The 18,420-nt window shown below is 63.4% G+C and carries 16 protein-coding genes; 8 read left to right on the top strand and 8 right to left on the bottom strand.

All coding sequences use genetic code 11. From position 1 onward, the window contains the following. Positions 1-62: 62 nt before the first annotated feature. From prfB to L610_RS15305, 3 genes are all read right to left on the bottom strand, one after another. Positions 63-1,194, bottom strand: a protein-coding gene (gene prfB / locus L610_RS15315) for a peptide chain release factor 2 (protein ID WP_144706127.1) whose coding sequence is annotated in 2 segments (ribosomal slippage) — positions 63-1,127 and positions 1,129-1,194 — 1,131 coding nt in all. Because the reading frame shifts where the segments join, the coding sequence is not laid out codon by codon here. 94 nt (positions 1,195-1,288) lie between these two features. After that, entirely contained in the window at positions 1,289-3,754 is a 2,466-nt protein-coding gene (locus L610_RS15310; protein ID WP_144706125.1) for a penicillin-binding protein 1A, read from the bottom strand. A 246-nt stretch (positions 3,755-4,000) separates the two neighbouring features. Continuing rightward, positions 4,001-5,245: an N-acetylmuramoyl-L-alanine amidase gene (locus tag L610_RS15305; RefSeq protein ID WP_051473117.1), complete on the bottom strand. Its 1,245-nt coding sequence runs from the start codon at positions 5,243-5,245 to the stop codon at positions 4,001-4,003. A gap of 644 nt (positions 5,246-5,889) precedes the next feature. Between L610_RS15305 and L610_RS15300 the strand changes: the two genes are divergently transcribed. Continuing rightward, a complete protein-coding gene (locus tag L610_RS15300) occupies positions 5,890-8,844 on the top strand; it encodes a ribonuclease E/G (RefSeq protein ID WP_144706123.1) in 2,955 nt (984 codons plus the stop codon). Positions 8,845-8,941: 97 nt separating this feature from the next. Here L610_RS15300 and L610_RS15295 read toward each other — a convergent pair whose 3' ends face one another. Further along, positions 8,942-10,087: a pyridoxal phosphate-dependent aminotransferase gene (locus tag L610_RS15295; protein WP_024847614.1), complete on the bottom strand. Its 1,146-nt coding sequence runs from the start codon at positions 10,085-10,087 to the stop codon at positions 8,942-8,944. A gap of 126 nt (positions 10,088-10,213) precedes the next feature. On the opposite strand from L610_RS15295, the gene L610_RS15290 reads away from it, so the two are divergent. The 6 genes from L610_RS15290 to aat all read left to right on the top strand — a co-directional run bounded on the left by L610_RS15290 (position 10,214) and on the right by aat (position 15,467). Beyond that, positions 10,214-11,587, top strand: coding sequence for a M48 family metalloprotease (locus L610_RS15290; RefSeq protein ID WP_024847613.1), 1,374 nt, complete (start codon positions 10,214-10,216; stop codon positions 11,585-11,587). A 24-nt stretch (positions 11,588-11,611) separates the two neighbouring features. Beyond that, a complete protein-coding gene (locus L610_RS15285) occupies positions 11,612-12,406 on the top strand; it encodes a DsbA family protein (protein ID WP_144706121.1) in 795 nt (264 codons plus the stop codon). A 111-nt stretch (positions 12,407-12,517) separates the two neighbouring features. Continuing rightward, positions 12,518-12,955, top strand: a complete 438-nt coding sequence (gene aroQ, locus L610_RS15280; protein ID WP_144706119.1) for a type II 3-dehydroquinate dehydratase — start codon at positions 12,518-12,520, stop codon at positions 12,953-12,955. A 35-nt stretch (positions 12,956-12,990) separates the two neighbouring features. Beyond that, positions 12,991-13,461 (top strand): acetyl-CoA carboxylase biotin carboxyl carrier protein, encoded by a 471-nt coding sequence (gene accB / locus L610_RS15275; RefSeq protein WP_144706117.1) that lies wholly within the window; start codon positions 12,991-12,993, stop codon positions 13,459-13,461. 8 nt (positions 13,462-13,469) lie between these two features. Beyond that, on the top strand, positions 13,470-14,828 hold the full coding sequence (gene accC, locus L610_RS15270; RefSeq protein ID WP_024847609.1) for an acetyl-CoA carboxylase biotin carboxylase subunit: 1,359 nt from the start codon (positions 13,470-13,472) through the stop codon (positions 14,826-14,828). A 21-nt stretch (positions 14,829-14,849) separates the two neighbouring features. Next, positions 14,850-15,467 (top strand): leucyl/phenylalanyl-tRNA--protein transferase, encoded by a 618-nt coding sequence (gene aat, locus L610_RS15265; protein WP_024847608.1) that lies wholly within the window; start codon positions 14,850-14,852, stop codon positions 15,465-15,467. 6 nt (positions 15,468-15,473) lie between these two features. Here the strand turns inward: aat and L610_RS15260 are convergent, their stop codons facing one another. Together L610_RS15260 and L610_RS15255 are read right to left on the bottom strand one after the other, a co-directional pair. Continuing rightward, positions 15,474-15,890 (bottom strand): DUF2155 domain-containing protein, encoded by a 417-nt coding sequence (locus L610_RS15260; protein ID WP_246659032.1) that lies wholly within the window; start codon positions 15,888-15,890, stop codon positions 15,474-15,476. 110 nt (positions 15,891-16,000) lie between these two features. Further along, positions 16,001-16,399, bottom strand: a complete 399-nt coding sequence (locus tag L610_RS15255; protein ID WP_144706113.1) for an NADH:ubiquinone oxidoreductase subunit NDUFA12 — start codon at positions 16,397-16,399, stop codon at positions 16,001-16,003. Between the two features lie 151 nt (positions 16,400-16,550). On the opposite strand from L610_RS15255, the gene L610_RS15250 reads away from it, so the two are divergent. Then, on the top strand, positions 16,551-16,982 hold the full coding sequence (locus L610_RS15250; RefSeq protein ID WP_144706111.1) for a hypothetical protein: 432 nt from the start codon (positions 16,551-16,553) through the stop codon (positions 16,980-16,982). A 5-nt stretch (positions 16,983-16,987) separates the two neighbouring features. Here L610_RS15250 and L610_RS15245 read toward each other — a convergent pair whose 3' ends face one another. Both L610_RS15245 and L610_RS15240 read right to left on the bottom strand, forming a co-directional pair. Further along, the gene (locus tag L610_RS15245) at positions 16,988-17,821 is read right to left on the bottom strand and encodes an EamA family transporter (RefSeq protein ID WP_024847604.1); all 834 of its coding nucleotides are present in this window, start codon (positions 17,819-17,821) and stop codon (positions 16,988-16,990) included. A 98-nt stretch (positions 17,822-17,919) separates the two neighbouring features. After that, on the bottom strand, positions 17,920-18,420 hold the full coding sequence (locus L610_RS15240) for a GNAT family N-acetyltransferase (protein WP_144706109.1): 501 nt from the start codon (positions 18,418-18,420) through the stop codon (positions 17,920-17,922).

The following is an 18,420-nucleotide window of genomic DNA, read 5'->3' as shown; positions in this document are numbered from 1 at the left end:
ATGGGGGCTTAGGTCATCAAGCAGGCATACTGCCCTATTCAACTAAGCCCCTATTCCCATAATCAGTCGATATCCTCGACAACCTGTCCGGCACCACCCTCGATGCGCTGCGACAGGGCTGCTTCCATGAACTCGTCGAGGTCGCCGTCGAGAACGTCCGAGGGGCTGGGGCTCTCGACGCCCGTGCGCAGGTCCTTCACCAGCTGGTACGGCTGCAGCACGTAGGACCGGATCTGGTGACCCCAGCCGATGTCCGTCTTGGAGGCCTCGGAAGCGTTGGCGATTGCCTCGCGCTTCTTCAGCTCTTCCTCGTACAGGCGCGAACGCAGCATTTCCCAAGCCTTGGCGCGGTTCTTGTGCTGCGAGCGCTCCTGCTGGCAGGCCACGACGATACCGGTCGGGATGTGCGTGATGCGCACTGCCGAGTCGGTCGTGTTGACGTGCTGGCCGCCTGCGCCCGAGGCACGGTAGGTATCGATGCGGCAATCGCTCTCACTGACCTCGATATTGATCGAGTCGTCGACCACCGGATAGACCCAGACCGACGAGAAAGAGGTATGGCGACGGGCGTTCGAATCGTAGGGCGAGATGCGCACCAGGCGGTGCACGCCCGACTCGGTCTTCAGCCAGCCGTAGGCGTTGGTGCCCTTGACGAGGATGGTCGCCGACTTGATGCCGGCTTCTTCGCCGTCATGGACTTCCAGCACCTCGACCTTGAAGCCGCGGCGCTCGGCCCAGCGCGTGTACATGCGCAGGAGCATGCTTGCCCAGTCCTGGCTCTCGGTTCCGCCGGCACCGGCATGAACTTCGAGATAGGTGTCGTTGCCGTCAGCCTCGCCCGAAAGCAGGGTCTCGATCTGCCGCGCCCTCACCTCGGCGCGCAGCGCCCGGATGGCATCCTCGGCATCGCTGACGACCGTCTGGTCGCCCTCTTCCTCACCCATCTCGATGAGCTCGACGTTGTCGTTCAGAGCCTGGGTGACATACTTCACGGCATTAATGCCATTTTCGAGCGTCTGGCGCTCGCGCATCAGTTTCTGCGCTTCCTGAGGATCATTCCAAAGGGAGGGATCCTCGGCACGCATGTTCAGGTAATCAAGTCGTTTTACGGCCTGATCCCAGTCAAAGATGCCTCCTCAGCAGGGTTATCGCCTGCTTGATTTCGTCGACGATGTTCTCGATTTCCGCGCGCATGAAGCGGTTGTTTCCTTCAAAAAGCTGAATCGGCGCGGAACATAGGAGGCAGGTCCGCGCCTGTAAAGGTGAAATGGCCGGGCGGTGTCCGGCGTCAGTAGAGGCCGCCGCCGCCCTGCATGATCGCTTCGCTGGCACCCGGCGAAAGCTCGCGCGCACGCTCGGCTGCCTGGAAGTCATCCATGCCGATGACCCAGTAGCTGTCGGCAGGACCGGTGCCCGGCTTGAATGCCTCGACGATCGAGCCTGGACCGTCGGCGCGCATGCCCGTCTTGCGGTCGACCGAGATCATGGTCATGCCTTCCGGCACGCGGAACGGCACCGGACGCTTGTCCTTGAGGACATCCTTCATAAGTTCCTTGAAGACCGGGACGGCAAGGCCGCTGCCGGTCGAGCCCTTGCCCATCGGGCGCGGGCGGTCGTAGCCGAGGTAAAGGCCGACGACGAGGTCCGGCGTGTAGCCGATGAACCAGGCGTCGCGCTCCTCGTTGGTGGTGCCGGTCTTGCCGGCGAGCGGATAGCCGAGTTCGGCCAGAGCCGCGGCGGTACCCCGCTGGACGACGCCTTCCATCATCGACGTGATCTGGTAGGCGGTCATCGGGTCGAGGATCTGCTCGGCATCATCGATAAGCTCGGGCTCGGGCAGGTTCGGATCCCATTCAGTCGCGTTGCACCCCTCGCACTTGCGCTGATCGTGGCGGAACACGGTCTTGCCGTAGCGGTCCTGGATGCGGTCGACCAGCGACGGCTGGATGTACTTGCCGCCGTTCGCCATGATCGCATAGGCCGAGACCATGCGCATGACGGTCGTCTCGCCGGAGCCCAGCGACATTGCCAGCACCGGCAGCATCTTGTCGTAGACACCGAAGCGCTCGGCATACTCGGCGACGAGGTTCATGCCCATGTCGTTGGCGAGGCGCACTGTCATCAGGTTTCGCGAACGTTCGATGCCGGCGCGCAGCGTCGACGGGCCAGCAGCGCCACCGCCGTAGTTCTTCGGCTCCCACACCTGATTGCCGATGCGGATGGTGATCGGCGCGTCCATGACCACCGACGCCGGCGTGTAACCATTGTCGAGCGCGGCAGCGTAGAGGATCGGCTTGAAGGACGAGCCCGGCTGGCGCATCGCCTGCGTCGCGCGGTTGAATTCGGACTGCGAGAAGGAGAACCCGCCGACCATCGCCAGCACGCGGCCCGTGTGTGGGTCCATCGCAACGAGGCCGCCGGAGATTTCCGGCACCTGGCGGAGCATGTAGCCGTCACCCTCGCCCTTCTTCTCGACATAGACGACATCGCCCGGCTGCACGACCTCTTCAGGCGACTTGACCTTGACCATCTTGCCGTCGCGCACCAGACGCATCGCCCAGCTCATATCCTCGGCGGAGACAGTGGCGGTTTCACGTTCCGGCACAAGATCGCCGGAGGTCTGGCGCGCAGGCTGCAGACCGATCTTCAGCCCCTCGCGCGAGGATTCGAGCACGACGGCCAGCTGCCACTCCGGCACGTCGGAGAGACGCTGGACCTTGCCAAGCTCGACACCCCAGTCGCCGGAAACGTCTATATGCGTGACCGGGCCGCGGTAACCGCGCAGCGTGTCGTAGCGGATCATGCCGTTCTGCATCGCCTTGCGGGCCTGACGCTGCATCAGCGGCTCGATCGTGGTGCGGACCGAGAGGCCCCCTTCGTAAAGCGCGTTCTCGCCGTAGCGGGAAATGATCTGGCGGCGGACTTCCTCGGTGAAGTACTCACCGGCGAACAGGTAGTTGCCACCGCGGCGCGGGTTGACGCCCAGCGGGAGCGCCTTCTGGCGCTCGCCCTCCTCCCGGTCGACGTAGCCGTTCTCGACCATCTGGTCGATCACCCAGTTGCGGCGCTCCAGCGCTCGCTCGGTATGGCGGAACGGATGGTAGTTGGTCGGGCCCTTCGGCAGCGCGGCGAGATAGGCTGCTTCGGCGACTGTCAGCTCGTTGACCGACTTGTCGAAGTAGACCAGCGCAGCGGCAGCGACGCCGTAGGCGCCATAACCCGGATAGACGAAGCCGAGATAGATCTCGTTGAGGTAGAGCTCGAGGATGCGGTCCTTCGGATACGCCTGCTCGATGCGGAACGACAGGATCATCTCCCGGACCTTGCGGTCATAGGAGAGGCTGGAATCGAGCAGGAAGTTCTTTGCGACCTGCTGCGTGATGGTCGAGGCGCCGACCGGGCGGCGGCCGCTGCCGATGTTCTGGAGATTGGTGGCGATCGCGCGGATCAGTCCCGTCACGTCGATGCCGGGGTGCGTGTAGAAGTTCTTGTCTTCCGCGGAGATGAAGGCGGCCTTGACGCGGTCCGGGATCGCCTGGATCGGCAGGAACAGGCGCTGCTCGCGGGCGAACTCTGCCATCAGCGCGCCGTCAGACGCATGCACGCGGGTCGTTACCGGCGGCTCGTAGCGGGTGAGCACCTCGTAGTCAGGCAGATCCCTGGTAATTGCGGTGAGGTAAATGGCCACGCCAGCGGCAACTGCGAGCGCCAGCGCGACACCAACACCGAAGAAATATCCGATAAGCCTTATCATACCCGCTCCACCTGGAGGACCAACGAGCCCTCGCGCCATGACCGCAACCGCCGGTCGCGACCATGCATCGTCTCAACGACACCTGATGCTCCGCCCTTGTGGGCAAAATGCGGCGATAGAAAAGGCCTGTTTTGCGATTCCTGCATTAGATAACACAGTGTTGTGTTGCTGCAACGCAATCGCCACCGCCCCTTCCGCTACTAGAGCTCCGGCGCGGGGGCAATACACCAAATTCAGGAGCCGGGTTCAGCCACCCGCACCCTGACGGGCTGCGGCGAAGTAACCGATGGCAGATGCAATGCCATTGGCAGCCTTTGCCCGCCACTCGGGATCGCGCAGAAGTGCTTCGTCATCCGGATTCGACAGGTAACCCAGTTCAAGCAGCACCGAGGGAACGTCGGGCGCGCGCAGCACACGGAAGCCGGCGAATCGATGCGGATTGGTCGGGATCATGGCGATTGCACCCTTCAGCTCCTCGACGAGCGAGCGCGCGAAGCGGATCGAGAAGCCCTGGGTCTCCCGGCGGATGAGGTCGACGAGAATGTCCGCGACTTCCTCGTTTTCCTCCTCGACCACGACGCCGGCGATCTCGTCGGCGAGGTTCTCGCGGATAGCCTTGGCGGCAGCTTCCGGGTCCGACGCCTTGTCGGAGACGGTGTAAACGGTCGCGCCGCGAACGGACTTCTGCCGGATCGAGTCAGCATGAATCGAAATGAACAGGTCGGCCTCATTCTGGCGCGCGATCTTCACGCGCTCGTCGAGACGCAGGAACAGGTCGCGGTCGCGGGTGAGGAACACGTCGAGGCCGCCCACATCCTCCAGTCGCTTCTTAAGTTCGAGCGCGAAGGCGAGTGTGATCGTCTTTTCCTGAGTGCCGCTTACGCCGGCTGCCCCCGTGTCGATACCACCGTGGCCCGGATCAATCACGACGCGGAACGGTCGGGTCTGCCGAACCGCCTGCTTCACCAGACGGTCGCCCTTGGCGGCAGCGGTGGCCCCAGTCGTGGCGACCTGCTCGGCCATCGCCGTCTGGAACGCTTCCTCGGAGGCAGCGCCGATGTCGGCCACCATCCGGTAGCCCGGCTCGCTCTCGTTCTGCAGGATCTCGACGCGCTCGACGGCGAACGGCCCGTCGAAGGAAAGGATCAGGCGCGAGGTACCGGGACCAGTGTTACCATAATACACGCCCGTGACCATGCTGCGCGCCGTCAGCTCCTCGGCGTCGAAACGAAATTCCGCCTCCGGCATTTCAATGGCAAGGCGATGTGGATCGCGTAGCAGGAACCAGCGCAGGTCCGGCTCCTTGTCGAAATGCACAACAAGGCGCATGCGCGAGGTATCACCGGCCATCTTGTAGCTGTGCGCAACGAGCAGTTCGGATGCGGACACAGAGAAAGGAGCAAAACTCAGCAACATCACCAGGACGGCCACGATGCGCGTCAGCATCTGGCGTAGACGGGCGTCAAACTGGGGGCTGCAAGTCTGCGGCATGGCATCCTGTTCAAATATCTGGCCGAAGGCCGGAGTTAAGGATTGGTAACGGCCTATGGTTAAGCAACTCTTTAAACACCATATGCCGGATTAAACACCATATGCCGGATGATCCCCAACCTTTCGCTCAGCGAGGCCGCCAACGATTGTGGGTTGCCATGACCTTCTGCAAATCATAAAAGCAAGTTCGGATCACCGCAATGTCGTGATCGGTCGAGCCTGCCGCCCATGCCTTGCTTTGGCAGCAACGGTGCCACCGCGGATCAAAGGCACGTCGATGGCGGGACAGGTGTTTCCAAAGAATTTTCTTGCAGGAGGTACCCGCAGAACGGGGCCCCTGGCGTGAGGAAAGACGGTTGGGACCAGGTTCCAGCCGGCTCTGTACGAGCAAAATCGGCGGGCCCGTTTCCACCAGATGGGCCTTGGTTCAAATAATGGTTTCGCATGTAACGCAATGAACGCAAGCCAGACCCTGCTCCAGACCGAAAGAAACCGCGCCTTCATGGCCGCGGCCGGTGCGGCAGGTCGGCTTCTCCTTGTGCGTGCGACCCCCCAATATTCCGGCGTGCTGGCAAGAACAGCGCATGTATTCCGCGCAGATCCGCGGTTGCGTCCGTCTGCCCGCGCCGGGGAGACAAGACATAATGCCCAACAAAATGCTCATAGATGCCTCCCACCCGGAGGAAACGCGCGTAGTCGTCGTTCGCGGTAACCGCATTGAAGAGTTCGACTTTGAGTCGGAAAACAAGAAGCAGCTCAAGGGTAACATTTATCTCGCCCGAGTAACCCGGGTCGAACCGTCGCTTCAGGCCGCCTTCGTTGAATATGGCGGCAACCGTCATGGCTTTCTGGCATTCTCGGAGATTCATCCGGACTACTACCAGATCCCAGTTGCCGACCGTCAGGCGCTGCTGCGTGCAGAAGCCGAGGACGCACGCGATGCCGATGATGACGACGAGGACGGCGAGGAGCGCAACGGCCGCAACCGCCGCCGTCGCCGTGGCCGCAACCGCGACCGCAATGGCGAAGGCGCACACGCCGCCGGCGAGACGAACGGCGCTGAGGCCGACGCCGAGGGCGAAAGCCACGACGAAGCTGGCGAGGCCGTAGAGGCCGAAGGCGAGGAAAGCCGCGAAAAGGTGCTGGCCGAGGCCGCGGAAGTCGACGTGGTTTCCGAGGAAGCTCCTGCTGCTGCCGAAGGCCACTTTGCCGAAGAAGCCGAAGCGCCGAGCGACGACAATCACGACGACAGCGACTCTCACGACGGCGACGACAATAACGGCGCCGACGAGATCGAGTCCGTTGGTGCCGAGGATGCCTTCGAGGAAGTCCACGAAGAGCGCCGCCGGCCGCATCGCCGCCAGTACAAGATCCAGGAAGTCATCAAGCGCCGCCAGATCCTGCTGGTGCAGGTGGTCAAGGAAGAGCGCGGCAACAAGGGCGCCGCGCTGACGACCTATCTGTCGCTTGCCGGGCGCTACTCCGTGCTGATGCCCAATACCGCCCGTGGCGGCGGCATCTCCCGCAAGATCACCAACGCCCAGGATCGCAAGCGCCTCAAGGAAATCGTCAAGGAGCTCGATGTCCCGCAGGGCATGGGCGTCATCCTGCGCACAGCCGGCGAGAGCCGCACCAAGACCGAGATCAAGCGCGACTACGAATACCTGATGCGCCTGTGGGACAACGTCCGCGATCTGACGCTGAAGTCCACGGCCCCTGCCCTCGTCTACGAGGAAGGCTCCCTCATCAAGCGTTCGGTGCGTGACCTCTATAACAAGGACATCAGCGAGATCCTCGTCGCCGGCGAGTCGGGCTACCGCGAGGCGAAGGACTTCATGCGCATGCTGATGCCGAGCCACGCCAAAGTGGTTCAGCCCTATCGCGACACTGTGCCGATCTTCGCGCGCAACGGCATCGAGGGGCAGCTTGACAAGATGCTGCAGCCGCAGGTGACGCTGAAGTCCGGCGGCTACATCATCATCAACCAGACCGAAGCGCTGGTTGCGATCGACGTGAACTCGGGCCGCTCCACCAAGGAGCACTCCATCGAGGACACCGCGCTGCAGACGAACCTCGAAGCAGCGGAGGAAATTGCCCGCCAGCTTCGCCTGCGCGACCTTGCCGGCCTCATCGTGATCGACTTCATCGACATGGAGGAGAGCCGCAACAACCGCGCGGTCGAGAAGCGGCTGAAGGAATGCCTGAAGAACGACCGCGCCCGCATCCAGGTCGGCCGGATCTCGCATTTCGGTCTGCTCGAAATGTCGCGCCAGCGCATCCGCGCCTCGGTGCTCGAATCGACCATGCAGGTCTGCCCGCATTGCGGCGGCGCCGGTCATGTCCGGTCCGATTCGTCGGTCGGTCTGCTGGTGATCCGCGCGATCGAGGAGTACCTCCTCAAGGACTCGCGCAACCACATCATCGTGCGTACGCCGACGGCCACCGCGATCTACATTCTCAACCACAAGCGTTCGACGCTGATCGACCTCGAGAGGCGTTTCGGCCTGACGATCACCATCGAGGCCGACGAGTCGGTGCGCTCGCAGCACTACCTCATCGTCAAGGGCGCCATTGCAGAGCGGCCGGAAGGCTTCGTGCCGGTCATGCCGACCATCGCCTACGAGGAAGAGCCTGAGGACGACATCATCGACGTTGAGGTCGAGGAAGAGGCAGAAGAAGAGGCTGCGGAGCCGGTTGCTGCCGCTACGCAGGAAGAAAACGGCAATGGCGGCCAGCGCAAGCGCAAGCGTCGCCGCCGCCGTCGTGGCGGTCGCGATCGCGGTGAGCAGGACGCAGCACAGGCAGCGACGAACGGTGAATCCACCGTCGACGACGATGCCGGCGAGACGGCCGATGCCGTTGCCGAGACCGACGATGAGGGCGAATCCGCTGGCGAGGCCAGCGCTGAAGGGTCGGCTGCCGGCAATGGCGAGACAAAGAAGCGCCGTCGCGGCAAGCGCGGTGGACGCCGCAACCGTCGTGACGAGGACGCGCTGGCAGCAGCTTCCGGTGAAGAGGCTGAGGGCGAGGCTGAAGCACCTGCCGCCGAGGTTGTAGCCGAGGCAACCTCAGAAGCGCCTGCGGCGACCGGCGACGCCGATGCGGCCGCGATGGAGACCGTAGAGGCTCCAGCCGAGGAAGCGCCGAAGAAGAAGACCACACGCCGGCGCTCCAAGAAGGCCGAGGCTGCCGAAGCAGAAGTCGCACAGGCTGCGACCGAACTTGAGGCGGCACCAGCTGCCGAGGAGCCGGCAGAGAAGCCGAAGAAGCGCACCACGCGTCGCAAGAAGGCAACTGCCGAGGCCGAAGCGCCGGCCGAGCCGGTTGCCGCCGAGGCTGTCGAGACTCCGGCTGAGCCCGTCGCCGAACCTGCTGCCGTCCCTGCTGAGGAACCGGCCGCAGAAGCAGCGCCGTCGGAAGTGGCTGCGGACGTAACGGAGGCGCCGGCCGAATCCGAGCCGGAGGCCAAGGCAGAGGAACCGGCTCCGAAGGCGGACCCCAAGCCGATCGCGACCGAGCCGGTCGTGACCTCGTCGGCCCCTGCCGGCGAGGAGCCGAAGCCACGCAAAGGATGGTGGCAGCGTCGCGGCTTCTTCTAAGCCGCACAACCGATCAGACAAAAAGGAACCGGCGCACGCGCCGGTTCCTTTGTTTTCAAGGATTGGTTAGCGGGCAGACGGCACCCGACCGAGCTGGTTAAAGCCAGCGCGTCAGCCGCTCGATGGCTTCGGAAACGTCCGCGCCGCTACCCGCATAGGACAGGCGCAGGTAACGATGGCCTTCGCTAATGTCGAAGTCGAGACCCGGCGTTGCCGCGACATGCGCCTCTGCGAGCAGACGCTTCGCGAAGTCCATGCTGTCATTCGTGTGCCGCGAAACATCGCAATAAGCATAGAACGCGCCGTCCATGGGTGCTGCCAGCGGCAGGCCGAGCTTCGGCAGCGCGTCCGACAGCAATGCGCGGTTAGCGATGTAGCGCTGCTTGACGAGATCGAGCTCCTCGCTCGCGCCGAACGCCTGGATCGCGCCGATCTGCGAGACTTCCGGTGCAGAGATGTAGAGGCTCTGAGAAATGCGCTCCACGGGTCGAACCAGCTCCTCCGGCAGCACCATCCAGCCGATGCGCCAGCCAGTCATGCAATAGTACTTCGAGAACGAGTTGATGACCGTTACATCATCGCCGTAGCTCAGCGCGCTGACATCGGCGCCGGTGTAGGACAGTCGGTGGTAGATCTCGTCCGAGATGACGGCGATGCCGAGGTTGCGGGCAGCTTCGACCAGCTCGCGCAGCGCCTCTGCCGGGATCAGAGCACCGGTCGGGTTGCCGGGGCTGGCGAACAGCACGCCCTTGAGCGTTTTTTCACGATGGGTACGCTCCAGCATTTCCGCGGTAAGGTAGCCTTCGTCGCCCAGCCTGATCTCGACGACCTCAAGGCCCAGCGCCGCGAGGATGTTGCGGTAGGCGGGATAGCCGGGCGTGGTGATCGCAACGCGGTCGCCTGCGTCGAACATCGCGAGGAAGGCGAGGTTGAAGCCGGCCGACGAGCCGGTTGTTACGGCAATGCGCGAGGCAGGTACGTCGAGGCCGTAGGCATCGCCATAGTGCTGGGCGATTGCCTTTCGCAGGTCCATCAGGCCCAGCGAATCGGTGTAGCCTATCTGTCCGTTCTGAACCGCACGCGCTGCAGCCTCTCGCACCGCGCGCGGAGCGGGATCGGAAGGCTGGCCGACGGCAAGCGACACCACCGGATGCCCCTGGGCACGCAGGCGGTTCGCCTCTGCCAGGATGTCCATTGCGTGAAACGGCTCGACTGCGCCGCGTCTGGAAATGGCGACCGCCATGTATAACCTCGGTAACCAGAAGGGGGAGTGGCCGCACAAATGCCTGAAACATGTGCGGATCACAAGTTGATGAAAACCAACGCCGCAGCTTTTCAGCTTACCCAAGGTCCGTTAGCTCTGACTTCCATGCGTCGATTTGCTTCGCTCCGCAACGTCTTGCGCCTGTTCCTTGCCACGATCCTGTCGGTGGCCGTTTCCGCGCAGGCCCATGCCCAGCGCGGCATCTCTCTCGTCCGCGACGCGGAAATCGAGGCACTGGTTGCCGAATATGCCCGACCGATTCTCGAGGCTGCGGGCCTCAGCAAGTCCGGCATTGAAATCATTCTGGTCAACGACAACTCGTTCAACGCGTTCGTGGCCGGGCGTCGCATCTTCGTGAACACCGGCGCGCTGCTGATGTCGGAAACGCCGAACGAGATTATCGGCGTGATCGCGCACGAGGCCGGTCATATCGCCGGCGGCCACCAGCAGCGCCTGCGCGAGCAGCTGTCGCGCGCGCAGACCATGGCTATCATTTCGACGATTCTTGGCGCGGGCGCGATGGTGGCCGGCGCGCAAGCGGGCTCCGACGGCCTTGCCCGCTCCGGCACCGGCATCCTCATGGGTGGCACGGAAGCTGCCCGCCGTTCGCTGCTAAGCTACCAGCGCACCGAGGAAGCCACCGCCGACCGCTCGGCCATCACCTATCTTGAGCGCACCGGCCAGTCGGCCAAAGGCATGCTGAAGACCTTCGAGCGGCTCGGCAAGTCGATGGCGCTCGCCGGCGTTCGCGTCGATCCCTACCAGATCAGCCACCCGACGCCGCAGGAGCGCATTGCGACGCTCGAAACCCTGGCGCGCCAGAGCAAGCACTTCGAGCGCAAGGATCCCCCTGCCCTGCAGCTGCGCCACGACCTGATGCGGGCCAAGATCGCCGCCTACACGCAGGGCCACCAGGCGGCAATGCGGCTGTTCCGCAACGATCCGCGCGGTCTGCCTGCTCTCTACGCCGACGCCATCGCTACCTTCATTTCCGGCAGCGCCCGCGCCGCAGTCGGCAAGATCGACGCCGTGGTCGCACAGAACCCGAAGAACCCCTATTTCCACGAAATGCGTGGCGAGATCCTGATGAAGGCCGGCCGTCCGGCTGAGGCCGCTGAAGCCTTTGGCCGCGCAAAGAGCCTCGAGCGCGGCAATTCCGGCCTTATCCAGATCGGCTACGGCCAGGCGCTGCTCGCCACCGGCAAGCCCGAGAATATCCGCAAGGCAGTTGTCGAGTTGCAGGCGGGGCTGACGCGCGCGAAGGATTTTTCCGCCGGCTACCGCTATCTCGCGCAGGCCTACGGACAGCTGGGCGATATCGGCCAGGCGGAGCTTGCAACCGCCGACGGGCACTTCTATTCGGGCAAGTACGACGAAGCGAAGAAATTCGCCGCGCGGGCACAGCTGAAGCTGAAGAAGGGATCACCCTCCTGGCTGCGCGCGCAGGACATCCTCAATTACAAGGCACCAAAGCGCTAGGCGCAGAGAACAGGCCAATCCGACATGAGCATCAAAGCAATCCCCTTCGCTCTCGCAGGCCTCGCCGCCAGCGCACTAATGGTCGGCGCAGGTTATTATGCCGGCAACCAGGCGTCCTCCTCTGCCGCCGTGCAGGCGTCCGCACCATCGGCCGGCCTGCCACAGCAGCAGATCGAGCAGATCGTGCGCGACTATCTCCTCGGAAATCCGGAGATCCTTGCAGAGATGCAGGTGGCGCTCGAACAGCGCCAGCAGGACATGCAGGCCGAGCTGCAGCGCGCGACCATCGCCGAGTCGGCCGACGTCATCTTCAATTCGAAGTATGACGGCGTGATCGGCAATCCGAACGGCACCACGACCATCGTTGAGTTCTTCGACTATAACTGCGGCTTCTGCAAGCGCGCGCACGAGGACATGAAGGCGCTCGTCGCCAACAATCCGGACCTGCGCTTCGTGCTGAAGGAATTCCCGATACTCGGGCCCGACTCGCAGAAGGCGCACATCGTCTCGATGGCATTCCGCTCGCTGGCGCCGGAGAAGTACCAGGAGTTCCATGAACGCCTGCTCGTCGGCGGTGCCCGCGCTTCGGAAGGTGCGGCGATCCTTGCCGCCGTCTCGCTCGGTGTCGATGAGGCCACGCTGCGCCAGGAGATGAAGAACCCCGAGATCATCGAGGCGTTCAACCAGACCTATGACCTTGCCAACCGGCTCGCGATCACCGGTACGCCTTCCTATGTGGTAGGTGATGAAGTTGTGTTCGGCGCGCTCGGACACGAGGTTTTGTCAGAAAAGGTTGATCAGGCCCGCGCGACGAATTAACCGTGAAGCGGACGCGCTGTTGTCGTTGTGGACAGGCGAAGAAGGCACTTGCGCTCTTTGCCTCCCGGACTAAGCCCTTTATAGATGCCGGCGCGCAGGGACCATCTATCCATGTCAAATGTCATTTTCGTTCTGAACGGCCCCAATCTCAACATGCTCGGCGTCAGAGAGCCCGGCATCTATGGTGGCAAGACGCTGGACCAGATCGGCGAAGATTGCCGCAAGGCCGGCACCGAGCTCGGATTTGAGGTCGATTTCCGCCAGTCCAACCACGAGGGCGTTCTGGTCGACTGGATTCAGGAAGCCGGTTCCAAGGCCAAGGGGCTGATCATCAACCCCGGCGCCTACAGTCATACTTCCATCGCCATCCACGACGCGATCCGGGCTGTGCAGCCCCTGCCCGTCGCGGAAGTGCATCTTTCAAACATTCACGCGCGCGAACAATTCAGGCACCATTCATGGGTGTCGCCCGTTGCCACCGGCATGATCTGTGGATTCGGCCCATACGGGTACATCATGGCACTTCACGCGCTCGCCGCCCGGTCATGACCGGCGCCAAGAAACACGATAAGGGACCCAACTCGATGTCGACCAAGAAATACGGCGTTGACCAGCAGCTGATCCGCGACCTCGCCAGCATCCTGGATGAAACCAATCTGACCGAAATCGAGGTGGAACAGGACGATCTGCGGATTCGCGTTTCGCGCACTCCCGCTGCGGTCCAGGCTTTTGCCCCGGCAGCTGCGCCTGCCCCGGCACCCGTTGCGGCTGCCCCGGCGGCTCCTGCGGCTCCCGCAGCGGCGGCACCGGCAGACGTCTCCAAGAACGCCGTCCCGTCGCCGATGGTCGGCACCGTCTACCTCGCTCCGGCTCCGGGCGCCGCGCCGTTCATCACCGTCGGCCAGCAGGTGAAGGAGGGCCAGACCCTTCTCATCATCGAGGCGATGAAGACGATGAACCAGATCCCTGCACCGCGTGCGGGCACCGTCACCGCGATCCTGTGCCAAGATGCGCAGCCCGTGGAATACGGTGAGCCGCTCGTTGTCATCGAATAGGCCGGGCGATGTTCCAGAAAATCCTGATCGCCAACCGCGGTGAAATTGCGCTTCGCGTCCTGCGGGCCTGCAAGGAGCTCGGCATCAAGACGGTCGCTGTGCACTCCACCGCCGACGCGGATGCAATGCACGTGCGCCTCGCCGACGAGAGCGTCTGCATCGGTCCGCCGCCGTCGCGCGAATCCTACCTCAACATCCACCAGATCGTCGCGGCCTGCGAGATCACCGGCGCGGATGCGATCCATCCGGGCTACGGCTTCCTGTCGGAGAACGCCAAGTTTGCTGACATTCTCGCCGCGCACAACATCACCTTCATCGGCCCCAAGGGCGACCACATCCGCGTGATGGGCGACAAGATCGAGGCGAAGCGCACCGCGAAGAGCCTAGGCATCCCGGTCGTTCCCGGCTCCGACGGCGCCGTGACCGAGGAAAAGGAAGCCAAGCGCATTGCCGCCGAGATCGGTTACCCGGTCATCATCAAGGCTTCGGCCGGCGGCGGTGGCCGCGGCATGAAGGTCGCGCGCAGCGAAGCTGACCTTGAGGTCGCGCTTGCAACGGCCCGCTCGGAAGCTGGTGCCGCGTTCGGCGACGACGCCGTCTACATCGAGAAGTATCTCGAGAAGCCGCGCCACATCGAAGTCCAGGTCATGGGCGACGGCATGGGCCAGGCGATCCACCTTGGCGAACGCGACTGCTCGCTGCAGCGCCGTCACCAGAAGGTGTGGGAAGAAGCGAACTCCCCTGCCCTCAATGCAGAGGAACGCGACCGCATCGGCATGATCTGCGCAAACGCGATAGCCAACCTTGGCTATTCGGGCGCGGGCACGATCGAGTTCCTGTACGAGAACGGCGAGTTCTACTTCATCGAGATGAACACCCGCCTGCAGGTGGAGCATCCGGTCACGGAAGCGATCACCGGCATCGACCTCGTCCATGAGCAGATCCGCGTCGCATCGGGCGGCGGCCTTTCGGTCCGCCAGGAGGACGTGCGCTTCCACGGCCACGCGATCGAGTGCCGCATCAACGCCGAGGACCCGCGCACCTTCGTGCCGTCGCCTGGCAAGATCACGCACTTCCATACGCCTGGCGGCCTTGGCGTGCGCGTCGATTCCGGCGTCTACTCAGGCTACAAGATTCCGCCCTACTACGACAGCCTGATCGGCAAGCTGATCGTGCATGGCCGCAACCGTGTCGAGTGCATGATGCGCCTGCGCCGCGCGCTCGATGAGTTCGTCGTCGACGGCATCAACACGACGCTGCCGCTGTTCCGTGACCTCGTTGGCAATATCGACATCGCCAATGGCGATTACGATATTCACTGGCTGGAGAAGTATCTGGCTTCGACCACGCCGGGCAACGACGGATAACAACGGGCACAGGCTGGCATCATGAGCCGCCCCATCGCACCAGGACGTCGAATTCCCCTCGACCTCCTGCTGCGTGCCTACGCGTCAGGCGTCTTTCCGATGGCGGAAAGCGCCGACGATCCGGAAATCTTCTGGGTTCGACCCGAGTCGCGCGGCATCCTGCCGCTCGACTCCTTCCACGTGCCGCGCAGCCTCAGGAAGACGGTCCGGCAGCAGATCTTCGAAATCCGCGTCAACACCGACTTCAAAGGCGTCATCGACGGCTGTGCGGAGGCGCGCGAAGGGCGCATGTCGACCTGGATCAACGAGCCGATCCGCGAAGCCTACACTGCCCTCTTCGAGCATGGCTACTGCCACACAGTCGAAAGCTGGCGGGACGGCAAGCTGGTGGGCGGCCTCTATGGCGTCAGCCTCGGGCGCACCTTCTTCGGCGAAAGCATGTTTTCGCGCGAGACCGATGCGTCGAAGGTGGCGCTGGTCTACCTGGTCGAGCGGCTCAGGGAACGCGGCTTCGTGCTCCTCGACACGCAGTTCACCACCGAGCACCTCAAGCGCTTCGGCGCAATCGACGTTCCGCGCAAGAAATACGAGCAGATGCTGGAAGAAGCGCTGCAGGGTGACGCGCAGTTCGCGCCCTGAGCGGCTTCAGTTGGTCTTCGGCGCCTCGGGCGCGGGAACGTCCGACTCCTGCTTGCAGGTCTTCAGCCAGACGTCATAGACGGGGTGCTCGACAGCGTTCAGGCCCGGGCTTTCGGCAAACATCCATCCGGTGAAGATGCGGCGGATCTTCCGGTCGAGGGTAATCTCGTCAACTTCAACGAAGGTGTCGGTCTTTGGCTCTTCCGTCTCGGGCGATGAATTGCAGACGCGCGGGGTGACCTGCAGCGCGCCGAACTGCACCGTCTCGTTGATGTAGACGTCGAAGGTGATGATGCGGCCGGTGATCTTGTCGACACCGGTAAACTCCGCGACCTTGTTCTTGATCCGCTCGGCAGACGCAGGAACAGCCGTAACTGCAAGGCAGCCCACGGCGGTGAGCAGCAGGCGGCGCAGAGATGTCATCGAATTGCGAGTGCCCATGCGGCGGTACGATCCGGTGATTCAGGAAGGAACTGCGTCTGGGTACAGGACGATTGTGGCGAGAAAAACCTCGCCACAGCCTCGCATTGCACTCAGTTGCCCGGGGTCCAGGCGTCGTAGTCGCCGGTCACGCGCGGGCGTTCGCCGGTGTTCAGCAGCGAGCCCTTCGGACGGTAGGCGTTCGGCGTACCGGTCGGGTTCGGGTTATGCGGCTTCTGCCACTCGCGCGGCTGGTAGTTTTCCTTGGACGGCGGGGTATCCACGCGGTGGTGGATCCAGCCATGCCAGCCCGGAGGAATCGAGGACGCTTCCGAATAGCCGTTGTAGATGACCCAGCGGCGGGTGCGGCCTTCAGAATCCTTGCCGCCCTCATAGTAGACGTTGCCGAACTCATCGGTGCCGACACGGGTGCCGTGACGCCAGGTATGGAAGCGGGTTCCGAGCGTCTGGCCGTTCCACCAGGTGAAGAACTGTTTCAAAAAGGTCGTCATAGATTCCTCCGGCAAGGTATCGCCGTAGTCCCGCTTATGGCCTCACACGGCGCCAATTACAAGGGTTCTGAAGCCACAGGATTTCAATTGGCAACGGCTTTTGCCTGACGCATTCTCTGGCCCGACAACATCCATGGTCGGGGAGGACTTCATGAACCTTCGCAAGTGTGCGGCTGTGCTTTCGGCCGCATGTCTCATGCTCGGCGGGGCAGCGCTGCCATCGCAGGCCAACGGCATCGCATTCGCCTATGCGCCCGAACAGGGTGGCGGCGTCTGCGTCGGCGAGGATGCGGCGTCGACCATCGACTGCGCCCGCCAGAAATGCGCCGAGCGCGCCGGCTCCATTGAGGACTGCGCGCCGATGGCGTGGTGCGAAGGCCCGGGCTGGTCGGCCGGCGTCGGGGTGATGCACAAGGAGGGCATCCACTGGAGCGAGTTCACCTGCGGGTGGCCTTCTCGTGAAGCGGCGCTGGCGGCGGCCAAGGTGCGTTGCGACCTCAGCTTCCGTGAGAATATCGACTCCTGCTCCGCGGGTGTTGTCTACGATCCCGAAGGCAACGAGATCATCCTCGACGACGAGTAAGCGCCTCAGGCGGCCAGCATCAGGACGCCCGCCGCGACGATCACCGCCGCGATGAGGCGCTTGGCCATTGGCCGCTCGCCGAACATGAACACGCCGATCAGGGCGGCGATGATGACGCTCGATTCGCGCACGGCCGAGATTCCGCCGAGCGGCGCGATCGTCGCCGAGAATATCACCAGGCCGTAAGCCGCTGCCGAGAACACGCCGCCCAAAAGCCCGACCCACACCAGCTTGTTGTGAACCGACGGCAAGGTCTTACGCCGGCGTGCAAGCACGAAGGCGGTGATCAGCACCTCGCTGGCGAACAGCCAGCCGATATAGCCCATCGGCGCGCCCGACAGGCGAACGCCAACGCCATCGACCACGGAATAAATGGCAATCACGACGCCGGTGGTCAGCGCGGCGAACAACGCACGCGGGTCAGTGCCGGCGATGCGCTTGCCGGCCGTCAGGAACAGGATGCCGAGCGAGACGGTCGTCACACCCGCCCAGCCGAGAGGCGTCAGCGTCTCGCCGACGAACAACCAGGCGCCGAGCGTCACCAGCGCCGGCGCGATACCGCGAGACACGGGATAGACGTGCGAGAGGTCGCCCCATCGGTAGGCGAAGAAAATCAGGGCGTAGTAGAAATAGTGGATGATCGCCGAGGCAATGATGAACGGCCAGCTCTCCGGCGCAGGCATCGGCGCGAGGATCGCGACAATCGTACCGCCAACGAAATGCACGAAGGCTACGCCAGCCAGCACGATGGCACGGTCGCCGTTCGCCTTGACCATTGCGTTCCAGGATGCATGCAGGAGCGCTGCCAGCAGGACAAGGGCGAGAGCTAGAGCCGACATAGGGATGCTTTCGGACGGGTAGGATCTGGCTGCATTTCCAGATCAATCTGGCAGAAGGATCAAGAAAATAGCGTTAGTCCAGAAGGACTTGTTGGCGACTATTCAGCCCAGAGAATAGGACGCTCGAAAATGGCGGCTTTGATGCCGGAGCCTTCCTTGCCGCAATTGCCGGTCTCGCCCACCTTGGAAAAGCCCTGCCCCACATAGAAGCGCACAGCGCGCATGTTTGCTTCCTCGACCTCCAAGCGAACCTTGTCGGCGTCGGGAAAGCAGCCCTCGAGCTCGTCGAGCAACAGGCCACCGATACCCCTGCCCTGATGGGCCGGATGAACGTAGAGCTGATGGAGCTTGACGGTCTTGCCGTCATCAGCGGCTGTCGCGAACGCGACGCCTGCAATCGTCTCGCCGTCATCGGCGAGCAGGAACTCGGATTGCGGCATGTCAATGCGCGCTCGCAGCGCGCTCAGCGAATGCCATTCGGTGTTGATCGACGCGACCCGGTCTGAACCATAGATCGCGTCGTAGGTGTCGTGCCAAGTCTCAACGAGGAGCTGGCGCACCGCCTCGAGATCGCGTTCCGAAGCGGTGCGGACAAACAT

The organism is Aminobacter sp. J44 (assembly GCF_007829415.1).
Lineage (GTDB): Bacteria > Pseudomonadota > Alphaproteobacteria > Rhizobiales > Rhizobiaceae > Aerobium.
Note: the sequence above shows the minus strand (reverse complement) of the source record. Positions and strands in the feature narration are given on the sequence as shown.